Source organism: Kitasatospora sp. NPDC059462 (assembly GCF_042749955.1).
Taxonomy (GTDB): domain Bacteria; phylum Actinomycetota; class Actinomycetes; order Streptomycetales; family Streptomycetaceae; genus Kitasatospora.
Map to the genome: position 1 here is coordinate 1 of NZ_JBHYUU010000221.1, position 11,760 is coordinate 11,760.

The window sequence follows — 11,760 nt, forward strand, 5'->3', positions numbered from 1 at the left end:
GGGGTTCCCCGGGCGGGTTGGGGCGGGCGGGGGGCCCGGGGTGCCCGGCCGGGGCGGGGCGCCAGCGGCGGTGCACCGGCGCGGCCGGCTCGCGTACGAGCCGCAGCCGGGGCGCCACCCGGTCCGCCCCCGGCCCCGGCGGCCGGCGGCTGCCCGCCCCCCACGGGCCGGGCCAGCACGCCCCGGGGCCCGCGTAGCCCTGCTCGGCGGCGGCGTGCAGCGTCCACAGCGGGTCGTGGAGCTGGGCCCGGCCGACCGCGACCAGGTCCGCCCGCCCGGCCAGCAGCACCGAGTCGGCGTCGTCGTGGTGGGAGATCGCGCCGACCGCGACGGTCGGCACGCCGGTGGCGGCGCGCACCAGTTCGGCGAACGGCGTCTGGTAGCCGCGCCCGTACGGCGGCCGCTGGTGCGCCACCACCTCGCCGGTGGAGACGTCCAGCGCGTCCGCCCCGCCGTCCGCGAGCGCGCGGCCGATCGCGACGGCCTCCGCCGCACTGGTGCCGCCCGGCGCCCAGTCGCTCGCCGAGATCCGCACCAGCAGCGGCCGCCCGGCCGGCCACACCGCGCGGACCGCCGCCAGCACCTCCAGCGGCAGCCGCAGCCGCTGCGCGAGCGGGCCGCCGTAGCCGTCGGTGCGCCGGTTGGTGAGCGGGGACAGGAAGCCGGAGAGCAGGTGGCCGTGGCCGAACTGGAGCTCCAGCGCGTCGAACCCGGCCCGCGCCGCGCGCTCCGCCGCAGCGGCGAAGTCCGCCGTCACCGCGGCGAGTTGGACGGCGTTGGCCTCGTGCGGCAGCGGCGATTCGGCATCCCACGGCAGCGGTGAGGCGGCCAGCACCGGCCAGCCGCCCCCGGTGAGCGGCGGCCCGGTGCCGTCCGGGCCCGGCACCGCCCGGGAGGCCCGGCGCCCGGCGTGGGTCAGCTGGATCCCCACGGGTGTGCCGCTCACCTCCCGGATACCGGTGAGCAGTTCGCGCCAGGCCTGCTCCTGCCGGTCGTTCCACAGGCCCGGGCAGCGGTCGGTGGCCCGGCCCTCCGGGGTGACGGCGGTCATCCCGGCGATCACCAGCCCGGCGCCGCCGAGCGCGTGCGCGGTCAGCTGTGCCCGGTCGAAGGCGCTCGGCAGGGCGTCGACGGCGGTGAAGGTGGCCAGCGGCGGCACCACCACCCGGTTGCGCAGTTCCAGGGCGCCCAGCTTCAGCGGGCGGAACATCGGCGGGACGTCGCGGGCGTCGCGGGTGTCGCGGGTGTCGCGGGTGTCCCGGATGTCGCGGGTGTCGCCGACGTCCGGCGCTCCCCGGACGGCCCGGTCCACCGCCGCGACGAACCCGGGATCCCGTGCCCGCAGGCTCCCGTAGGTGACCCGGCGGCTGCGGGTGAGCAGGTTGAACGCGAACTGGTCCGCCCCCTGCCCGGTGCGCCGCCCGATCGTCTCGAACCACTCCAGGCTCGCCTGCGCGGCCCGCTGGGCGGACTCCACCACCGGCCGCCGCTCCGCCTCGTACGCGGCCAGCGCGTCCGCCGGCGTGGGCTGTTCGCGCAGGCTCGCGGCGAGTGCCAGGGCGTCCTCCAGCGCGAGTTTGGTGCCCGAGCCGATCGAGAAGTGGGCCGTGTGCGCCGCGTCGCCGAGCAGCACCACGTTCCGGTGCCGCCAGGCGGCGTTGCGCACGGTGGTGAACCGGATCCAGCGGGAGGCGTTGGGGATCAGCCGGTGTCCGTCCAGGTGCCCGGCGAGCAGCTCCGCGCACCGCCGGACGCTCGCGGTGTCGCTCTCCCCGCGTGCGAACTCCCGGGCCGCCAGGGCCTCGAAGCCCGCCCGCCGCCAGGGCTCCTCGGCCAGCTCCACGATGAACGTGGACCGCTCGGCGCTGTACGGGTAGGCGTGGACCTGCAGCACGCCGAAGTCGAACCGCTCGACGATGAAGGTGAAGGCCTCGAAGACCTTGTCGGTGGCGAGCCACATGTAGCGGCTGCGCCGTTCGTCCAGCTCCGGGCGGAAGGCCTGCGGATACGCCGCTCTGGTCGAGGAGTTGATCCCGTCCGCCGCGACCACCAGGTCGTACTCCGCGGCGAGCCGCCCGATCGGCGGGGCGGGCGTGCGGTAGCGCACGTCCACCGCCAGTTCCGCGCAGCGGCGTTGCAGGATCGCGCGCAGCCGGTTGCGGTCCAGCGCCGCGAAGCCGTGCCCGCCGCAGGTGCGCACCTGGCCGGCGCGGCGGACGTCGATGTCGCTCCAGCGGGCGAACTCCGCGCTCATCGCGGCGAACACCTCCGGGTCGGCCCGGGCGATGCCGTCCAGCGTCTCGTCGGAGAAGACCACGCCGAAGCCGAACGCGTCGTCACGGCCGTCCCGTTCGAAGACGGTGATCTCCCGCCCGGGCGCCGTCCTCCGGGCCAGGGCGGCGAAGTAGAGCCCGCCCGGGCCGGCGCCGATCACCGCGATGCGGCCGGCGCCGGCGGTCACCGGATCACCTCCGGCTCCTGGCGTCCGGCTGCGGCCAGCGCGTGGCGCACCTGGTCCGGCCACGGCTCGCTGCCCTCGGCGTGCGGCGCGGCGTGCACCACCGACATCCGCCCGCTGGCGGCCAGCCCGTGCGGCCCGTGCACCTCGAAGGCGTAGTGCAGCGAGGAGCCGCCGACGCGTTCGACCCGCAGCTCGGTGCGGACCACGTCACCGAACCAGAGCCGCTCGCGGTAGTCCGCCTCGAAGTGCACCCGGGGGATCCGCCCGAACAGCCCGTCCAGCCCCAGCCGGCGCAGCAGGGTCGCCTCGGCGGCCTCGGCCCAGCGCTGGACGGCCGAGAAGTGGTAGTGCCCGGCCGCGTCGGTGTCCGACCACTCGACCCGGCGCTCGGTGGTCACGCTGGCCGGCGCCCCGGCGGCCCCGGCGGCCGCCCGCCGGCGCAGTTCGGCGCGGGCCAGCTTCCCGGTCGCGGTGCGCGGCAGCGCGTCGGTGAACTCCACCACGCGCGGGTACTTGTACGGCGCGACGGTCCGCTTCACGTGCTCCTGGAGCGCCCGGACCGTCGCCGGTCCTCCCGTCACCCCGGCGCGCAGCACCACGTACGCCTTGACGACGGTGCCGCGCCGTTCGTCCGGTGCCCCGACCACCGCGCAGTCGGCGACGTCCGGGTGCTCGGCGAGCACCTGCTCGACCTCGGGACCGGCGATGTTGTAGCCGGCCGAGACGATCATGTCGTCAGTGCGCGCCTGGTACCAGAAGTAGCCGTCGGCGTCGCGCACGCAGGTGTCCCCGGTGAGGTTCCAGCCGTCCCGGACGTAGTCGCGCTGGCGCGGGTCGTCGAGGTAGCGGCAGCCGGTCGGGCCCTTGACGGCGAGCCGCCCGGGCTGCCCGTCTGGCACCGGCCGGCCCCGGTCGTCCAGGATCGCCGCCCGGTAGCCGGGCACCGGCAGGCCGGTCGCGCCGGGGCGGATGTCGGCGTCGGCGGCGGATATGAACACGTGCAGCAGTTCGGTCGCCCCGATGCCGTCGATCAGCCGCACCCCGGTGGCCGCCCGGAACGCCTCCCAGACGCTCGCCGGCAGGTGCTCGCCCGCCGAGACGCAGCGCCGCACCCCCGCCAGCCGGTCGGCCAGCCCGGCGGCGAGGATCGCCCGGTAGGCCGTCGGCGCGGTGAACAGCACGCTCACCCCGTGCCGGTGGACCTGCTCGGCCAGCTGCTCGGGCGCGGCCTGTTCCAGCAGCAGCGCGGCGGCGCCGGCCCGCAGCGGGAAGACCACCAGCCCGCCGAGCCCGAAGGTGAAGGCGAGCGGCGGGGTGCCGCCGAAGAGGTCCCCGGGGGTGGGGCGCAGCAGGTGGCGGGAGAAGGTGTCGGCGTTGGCGAGCACGTCCCGGTGGAAGTGCATGGTGGCCTTGGGGCGGCCGGTGGTGCCGGAGGTGAAGGCGATCAGCGCCACGTCGTCGGCGGCCGTCGGCACGGCGGTGAACCCCGCGCCGCCGGTCAGGCCCTGCGGCCCGGCCCGATCGTAGGGCACCACCGTCAGCCCGGGCGTCTCGGCCCGCTCCAGCTCCGCCAGGAACCGTCCGTCGCACAGTGCCAGCACCGGCCGGGCGATCGCGCAGAGCGTGGTCAGCTCGCCCGCCCGCAGCAGCGGCATGGTGGTCACGGCCACCCCGCCCGCCTTCAGCACCCCGAGCCAACAGGCCACCAGCCACGGTGCGTTGGGGCCCCGCAGGAGCACCCGGTTCCCGGGCACCAGGCCGAGGCGCCCGGCCAGCAGCCGGGCCACCGCGTCCGCCCGCTCGCGCAGCTCGCCGTACGTCCACTGGGCGTCCGGCGTGACCAGGCACCGCCGGTCGGGCCCGTACCGCGCGATCGTCGCGTCGAGCAGCTCGTGGGCGCAGTTCAGCCGGTCCGGATATGCCAACTCCGGTAACTCGAAGAGGAGTTCGGGCCACTCGTCGAGCGGCGGGAGGTTGTCGCGACAGAACGTGTCCACGTGCGCAGAGGGAGAGAGCTCCATGGGCGGGCCACCTCGTAGGGCGAGCGGGAGTGAGCCAAGTATCGCGCTTCGGTGACGCCAGTCAAGAGACCGATACACGCATTCGGCCCAGCCCGCCGCCGACTCAGCCCGCCGTCGGCCCGGCCCGCGTCGGCTCAGCCCGTCCCGGCCCCTCCCCGTCCACCGCCCCGGCCCGTCCCGGCCCCGGCGGTCAGCGCCGCAGCCACCGCAGGGCCGCCTCGGCGGCGTGGGCGCCGCACATGCCGTGGACGCCCGGGCCGGGCGGGGTGGCGGCGGAGCAGAGGTAGTGGCCGGGCAGGCCGGTCGCGTAGGGGTGCAGGGTGGGGCGCGGGCCGAGGAGGAGCTGGGCGGCGCCCTTGGCTCCGGTCATGATGTCGCCGCCGACGAAGTTGGGGTTGCCGGCGGCGAAGTCGGCGGGACGGCGCACGGCCAGGCCGATGATCCGCTCGCGGAATCCGGGGGCGAAGCGTTCGATCTGCGCGATGACCGCCCCGGTGGCGTCCCCGGTGTAGCCGTGCGGCACATGGGCGTAGCTCCACACCGGGTGGACGTCGCCGACGGAGCGCTGCGGGTCCGCCAGGTACTGCTGGCCGACCAGGACGAACGGCCGCCGCGGCATCCGCCCGGCGGCGACGGCGCGCTCGGCGGCCGCGAGCTCGGCGAAGCCCCCGCCGAGGTGGACGGTGCCGGCGCGGCGGGCGGCTTCGGCCGTCCAGGGCACGCCGCCCTCGACGGCGAAGTCGACCTTGAACGCCCCGGGTCCGTGGCGGAAGCGGCGGTAGGCGCGGGCGGTCCGGGCCGGCAGCCGGTCGCCGAGGAGATCGGCGACCGCGCCGGGGGCGAGGTCGTACAGGACGAGGTCGGCGGGCGGGATCCGGTCGGCCGAGCGGACCCGCACCCCGGTCTCGACCGTGCCGCCCAGCTCGGTGAGCAGCGCGACCAGCGCCCGGGTGATCGCCCCCGAGCCCCCGGCGGCCACCGCCCAGCCGTACCGGTGCCCGGAGGTCAGCAGCCCGAGCCCGATCGCGGCGCTCAGCGGCCGGTGCAGCGGCTGGAACGCGTGCGCCGCCGCCCCGCCGAACAGCGCCCGCGCCCGCTCGTCGGAGAACACCCGGGCCAGGGCCGAGGCCGGGAGCAGCGCGGGCAGCCCGAACCGGGAGAGCAGCACCGGGTGACGGGGGAGGCGCAGCAGCGGGCCCATGAGGGCGGGGGCGAGCCGGTCGTACTCCTCGACCGGCCGCCCGAACAGCTGCCGCCACCGCCGGCCGTCGACGCCGCCCAGCGCGTCGGCGGTGTCGGCGACCGACCGGTACAGGGCCCCGGCCGTGCCGTCGTCCAGCGGGTGCGCGCAGTCGACCTCCGGCAGCCGGAACTCCAGTCCGAACCGCTCCAGCCCCAGACCGCGCAGGAACGGCGAGCCGACGGTCATCGGGTGGACGGCCGAGCAGTGGTCGTGCAGCAGCCCGGGCACGATCGCCTCGCCGCTGCGCGCCCCGCCGCCCGCCTCCCCGGCGGCCTCCAGCACGGTCACCCGCAGCCCGGCCCGGGCCAGCCGGACGGCGGCGGCGAGCCCGTTGGGCCCACCGCCCACGACCACGGCGGTACTCATGGGCCCAGCATCCCGCACCCGTCCGTGCTCAGCGCTGCGGCAGCTCGCACCCGTCCGGCCCGCAGGCCCCGGCGGCGTTCTCCGCGCCGACCGGCGTCAGCACCGTGCGGCTCTCCCAGGCCTGCTCCAGCGCCGCCGTGAAGGTGTCGGCCGGCTGCGCGCCCGAGACCCCGAGCCGGCGGTCGAACACGAAGAACGGCACGCCGGTGGCGCCCATCGCGCTCGCCGTCGCCTCGTCCTCGCGCACCGCGTCCGCGTACGCCTGCCGGTCGGCCAGCACCCGCGCCGCCTGCGCGCCGTCCAGCCCCGCCTCGATGGCCAGCTCCACCAGCCGCCCCGGCGCGAACGCGGACGCCTCCTCGGCGAAGTTGGCCCGGTAGAGCAGGTCCAGCAGCGCCGCCTGCCGCCCGTGCTCGGCGGCGAAGTGCAGCATCCGGTGCATGTCGAAGGAGTTCGCGGCGTCCCGCCCCGCACGGACGTACGCCAGCCCCTCGGCCTGCGCGTTGTCGGCGATCCCCTGCTCGGCCGCCTCCGCCTGCTCCAGGCCCATCCCGTACTTGGCGGCGAGCAGCGGCACCACCGGCCGCGCCTGGTGCGGCGCCCGGGGGTCGAGCTCGAACGACCGGTGCACGACCTCGACGTCACCGCGGTGCGGGAAGCGCTCCAGAGCCCGTTCGAAGCGCGCCTTGCCGATGTAGCACCACGGGCAGTTGATGTCGCTCCAGATCTCGACGCGCACGGCGCTGCTCCCGTCCTTCCGGCCCGTGCGGGTCCTTCCCGCACACCTCCAGGGCGCAACACCGTCGGCCGGGTGAATATTTCTGCCGGTGAACCATTCACCCTCCGCCGGGCTGCGGGCTACAGACAGAGCCAGCAGTAGAGGTCCTCGCCCGCCGCCCGGGCGCGGCGCGCCAGCCCGGACAGCTCCTGGACCAGCGGGCGCAGGCCCTCGCCGTCCGCGCCGGGCAGTTCCTCGGCGGTCGCCGCCCACGGGGCGGCGACCTCGGCGAGACCGGCCTCCGGGAGCTCCGCCAGGGTGTCCCGCACCGGCCGGCCGAGCCGCATCACCCAGGGCCCGGTCGCCCAGGGGTCGTCCTCGTCCGCGGGCCCCTCCCGGCCGGGCGGCGGCGTGGTCGGCCACACCGGCGTTCCGCCGACCAGGTCGACCGCCCACTCCACCCGCCGCACGACGGCGATCAGCTGCCCCAGGACGACATCCGGGTCCACCCCCTTGGCCTCGACCCCGTCGAACACCGCCCCCGCGCCCCCGACCAGCGGCCCGCCCTCGGCATCGTGGAGCGCGGCGAGGACGGCGGCGTCGTCGGCCGCGCGGAAGTAGTCGGTCAGTACGCCCATGCCCGTGGTTCCTGTCTGATCGTCGGCGGTTCCGGTGCACCGGTAGTGGATCAGCTGCCACTGACATCGGCGAGCTGTCCGCCGAGTGCGTAGGCGTCGCCGTTGTACAGATGGGCGCCCTCGACCTGCGTGAAGCGCAGGGCCTCACCGGTGCCCAGCCGGTCGCTCACCAGATCCAGGACGGCCCCGGAGACGGTGAGCGCCGCAATGGGGCTGTACGGGGTCCTCGGTGCCGTCGCGAGCCTCCGCATCAAGGCCTGGCGACCCGGTGCCCGGGAATCGTGCGGGCCGGTGAAGACCGCCAGGCCGAGCGGAGGCCTGGTCCCGGCGGGGAGCGCGGACATGGCCTGCCACACCCGCACGATCGCGCGCCCGACGGCCGCCAACGGATCCCGCTCGCCGGTGAGGGTCACCTGGAGTGCGGTGTCGAGGTCGAGCACCGTGCCGTCGGCCTCGGGGTCGGCCGCGAGGTCGACCAGGATCTCCGTCACGACGGACTTCGCGGTGCGGACGTCCGCGCCTCTCAGCTGGAAGAGCAGGTGGACCGCCTTGCGGTCCGACGAGTCGCCGGTGAGCCGGGACAGTTGCTCGAAAGCCGTGCGTTGATCCTCCGGAACGTCCTCACCGGGCGGCCGGCCGTCGAGTTCCAGCCGGAGGCGCTCAAGGAATCCCGCCTCGTCCTCGCGGTTGTCGTCCCGGCGGAGGGCGGCGAGCACGGTGTCCACCACCGTGGCCAGGTCGTCGAAGCCGCGTACGCGGACCAGCAGCGCCGTGAGCGGTGTCGCGAGGGTGAAGGCGGCGTAGCGGACCAGCGGGAGCAGGACGGGCCGCTCGAAGTCCACCCAGGTGCGGACCTCCGCGGGTGAGCGGAAGCGGTCGGTGAACCCGTGGTCGAGGTGCTGGACGGCGCTCTCCACCGCGGAGCGGTAGTGCGTCAGGAGCCGTTCGAGGGCCTGGTCGCGGTTGTCGGCGTGATCCTCGCGGAGGCCCACGGCGTACAGGGTGAGCAGTGAGTGGACCGACCAGCGGCCCCAGGCCGAGCCGTAGCCGACGAGGTGGGTGTCGGCCAGGGCCGACAGGAGGATCCCGGTCTCCCGGGCGTCGAGGTCGGCGAGGCGGGCCGCGGCCTCCGTGGTCAGATCGGGGTGGGGGAACACCGAGAGCAGCCGGAAGAGTCGCGCCTGGTCGCCCGGGAGCTGTCGGTACGAGATGTCGAACGCCGTTCGCACGCTCTGTTCGTCGCGGCGGATCAGGTCGAGCCGCCGCCGGGGATCGGTCAGCTGCTCGACCAGCGATGCCACCGGGCGGGAGGGGGTCTGGGCCAGCTGTCCGGCGCAGAGGGTCAGCGCCAGCGGCAGCCTGCCGCACAGCTCCGCCAGCGCCCGGGCCTGGTCGGGGGCGTCGGCGATCCGGGTGTCGTGGCCCAGACGCTTCCGGAGGCGGTTCTCCAGGAGCCGGACCGAGGCCTCGGCGGTCAGCACCCCCACCTCGAACAGCCGGGCATCGAGCGACAGGACGCTCCGCGAGCTGACGAGGACGCTGACGGCGCCGTCGGTCGGGAGCAGCGGTGCCACCTGGGCGGCGCTCGCCGCGTTGTCGAGGACCATGAGGACGGGCCCGAACTCCCGGGTGTACCGGGCAAGGGCGGCCCGGTGGACGAGGAGCCGGTACTGGTGGTCGGCCGGGATGGCGTCCTGGTTGGTGTCGAGGGAGCGGAGGAGGAGCTCCACGGCCTTCTCGGTGGTGAGCGCCTCACCGCTCCGGTTGCCCGCCAGGTCGAGGTACAGGACTCCGCCGGGATACCACCCGAACGCCAGGACCCGTTCGGCGGCCTGGAGGACGAGCTCCGTCTTTCCGACGCCCGGAAGGCCGGAGACCACGGCCGCACGGGTGGCGTCGGTGCCGGGCTCGGCGGGCGTCAGGAAGCTGATCAGTTCGCCGAGTTCCACCGCACGACCGGTGAACGCGCGGGACGCGGCCGGGAGGGTCTGCAGGGGGATGCGTCGCGACGGCGGGATCCTGATGATTCCGGCCTGGACGAGGGCTTCCTCCTCGGCGATGCCGTTCCGCGGCCCCGGCGCGGCGAGGGCCTCCGCCACGTCCGCGGCGAGGTTGCGGGCGGCCAGCTGGACCGGCACACGCGGCAGCCGCCGGGCCAGTCGCCGCAGGGCCCGTTCCACCGCGGGGTCCGCCGCGTCGTGCTCCGGGCCCAGCCACCTCCGCAGCTCGTCCACCACCTCGTCGGTGTCGAGCGCTCCGAGCCGGACGACCCGGGCCCCCGTCGGGGGCCGCCAGGAGCCGATGGATTCGGTCGTGACGACGACGCATCCCCGGCCGTGCCGGGGGAGGAAGAACGGTAGCTCGCTGTCGCTGGCCCAGGCGCCCCGGGGGACGTCGTCGAGGACGACGAGCCAGTCCTGATGCCGTGCCAGCTGCCGCCACAGCGGAGCGAGGGAGGATTCGTCGAGCAGGGCGCCGGCCGGGCCGACGGCCTGCCAGAGCCGCGACAGTCCCGTCCGCAGCGTGCCGGGCCGGCGGGCGTCGATCCAGTGGACGAACGGATGCGACCCGCCGAAGGCGCCGACGTACTCCTGGACGAGCCGCCGGCGTCCCGTCCCGAGCGCGCCGGTGAGGATCACCAGGTCGGGGAGGCCCGGCCGGGTCACCGTCCGGGTGGGGGAGAAGGCCTCCGCCAGCTCCGCCAGTGCGCCGCGCCGGCCGATCATGACCGGGGGATCGGGCGGGCTCTGGACGGGCGGCACCGGGACCAGCCGGTCGGGTCTGAGGGCGGGGCTGGTCGGTGCGCCCGGTGCGGCCGCCGGGACCGTGGGCGCCGTACGGGCCGCCGCGCCGTCCCGCGCCGACCGCTCCAGCGCCGACCGCTCCAGCGCCGAGGCCAGTCGCGCGGCGTCCTCCGCGTGCCGGCCACCGGCGCCCGCCAGGACCTCCACCGCGACCTCCGCGAAGACCCGGCTCCGCTCCGACAGCGCCGACGGCGGCGCACCGTCCCCGCCGACCGTGGCCAGGGCGCGGAAGTCGAGCGTCCCGCCGAAGGTCGCGGCGACCCGGCCGGACACCTTGGCGAGGAGCGCCAGCACGTCCACCGACTCGGTACGGCTCAGCTCGGTGAGCAGCTCCGCCCGCACGCCGCTCCGGAAGGCGTAGATCTGCTCGTCCGGGTCCCCGGCGGCCGCGCCGGGCGGTTCGAGCAGGCCGGAGACGAACAGTTCCGCGAGGTCCGTCTGCCCGGACTCGGGGACGGCGGCCTGCTGGACCAGCCGCATCACCGGCAGGCTCAGCGGCGCCGCCGCCAGGTGGCAGGCGAGCCGGTAGGCCGTCGGGGAGCTGCCGGCCCGGAAGCGGGCGACGCGCTCGGCGGGCGTGGCCGGGCCCTCGGCGTGGCCGGCCGGCCGCTGCGGGCGCGGCACGCCGCCGAGCGGGGCGGCCAGCATCGGCGTCCAGCCGCAGGCACGGCCGGCGGTGAGCCGGGCCCACGGGGCGAGCCAGTCGGCGTCGACCTCCAGGACCGGCAGCCAGCGCACCCGGGCCCGTTCGGCGGCGCCCCGGGCGCCGCGCGGGATGCCGGGCAGCGCGGCCTCCGAGCGGAACACCGGGACCGGCCGGCCCGTGTCGGAGGCGCGCGCCTCCACCGGGGCGGTGCGCAGCGCGGTGCGGTGCCACAGCCGCCGGGGCAGCACCTGCAGCGCCGCGGCCGGACGGGTGGCCGCGGTGGCGGCCAGGAAGCCGGGCAGCTCCTCCCCGTACCAGGCCGGGCCGACGCCGTCGGTGAGGACGAGCAGGATCCGGCGGCCGGTCGGGTCCAGGAGCGGGCGGAACCAGCCGGAGCGGGGGACGGGGGGCACGGCCGGGCTGTGGCGGCGGAGTGGGGCGAGCGCGGGGGCGTCCAGGTCCGTCCGCAGCGACCAGCGGCGGACGTCGGCGAAGGCGCCGTGCCGCTCCAGCAGGGTGCCCAGCTCATCGGCGAGCCGGTGCCAGACGGCCATCGTGGCGCCGGTGTCGACCAGCAGGTCGACCGAGAAGTACGGCTCCCGGGCGGGCCGCCAGGCCGGGAGCAGGATGCCGGTCTCGGCGGTGGCCTCGGCGGTCGCCTCCTCGTCGAGGGCGGCCCGCCCGGGGGCGTCGGCCGGCCGTCTCAGCGGGCGCAGCGCCCGGGCGAGGTCCAGCGAGCCGTCGAGCGCGCGGGGGCGGGTGACCCGGACGGTCCGCCCGCCGGGTGCGGCGGCGCCGCCCGGGCCGGGGGAGCCGGCGCGGGAGTGCAGCGCGGCCCGGGGGCCGCCGGCCTCCCGCCGGCG

General features: G+C 76.6%; 6 protein-coding genes and 1 pseudogene. All 7 read right to left on the minus strand.

Annotated features, from left to right (window positions below; translation table 11 throughout):
* A partial coding sequence (locus tag ACFXAM_RS33990) for an FAD-dependent monooxygenase (protein ID WP_380297193.1) occupies positions 1-2,461 on the minus strand: 2,461 nt, incomplete at its 3' end.
* Positions 2,458-2,859 carry an acyl-CoA thioesterase gene (locus ACFXAM_RS33995; protein ID WP_380297198.1) on the minus strand — a complete coding sequence of 134 codons (402 nt, stop codon included), beginning with the start codon at positions 2,857-2,859 and terminating at the stop codon, positions 2,458-2,460. The genes ACFXAM_RS33995 and ACFXAM_RS33990, both read right to left, overlap by 4 nt.
* A gap of 12 nt (positions 2,860-2,871) precedes the next feature.
* Positions 2,872-4,482, minus strand: a pseudogene (locus ACFXAM_RS34000) (AMP-binding protein); the annotation flags it as partial.
* 190 nt (positions 4,483-4,672) lie between these two features.
* A complete protein-coding gene (locus ACFXAM_RS34005; protein WP_380297194.1) occupies positions 4,673-6,091 on the minus strand; it encodes a phytoene desaturase family protein in 1,419 nt (472 codons plus the stop codon).
* A gap of 28 nt (positions 6,092-6,119) precedes the next feature.
* Positions 6,120-6,830: a DsbA family oxidoreductase gene (locus ACFXAM_RS34010; RefSeq protein ID WP_380297195.1), complete on the minus strand. Its 711-nt coding sequence runs from the start codon at positions 6,828-6,830 to the stop codon at positions 6,120-6,122.
* A gap of 119 nt (positions 6,831-6,949) precedes the next feature.
* Positions 6,950-7,447 (minus strand): hypothetical protein, encoded by a 498-nt coding sequence (locus ACFXAM_RS34015; protein WP_380297196.1) that lies wholly within the window; start codon positions 7,445-7,447, stop codon positions 6,950-6,952.
* 50 nt (positions 7,448-7,497) lie between these two features.
* Positions 7,498-11,760, minus strand: a 4,263-nt coding sequence (locus ACFXAM_RS34020; RefSeq protein WP_380297197.1) for an SAV_2336 N-terminal domain-related protein, incomplete at its 5' end; no start/stop codon positions are given.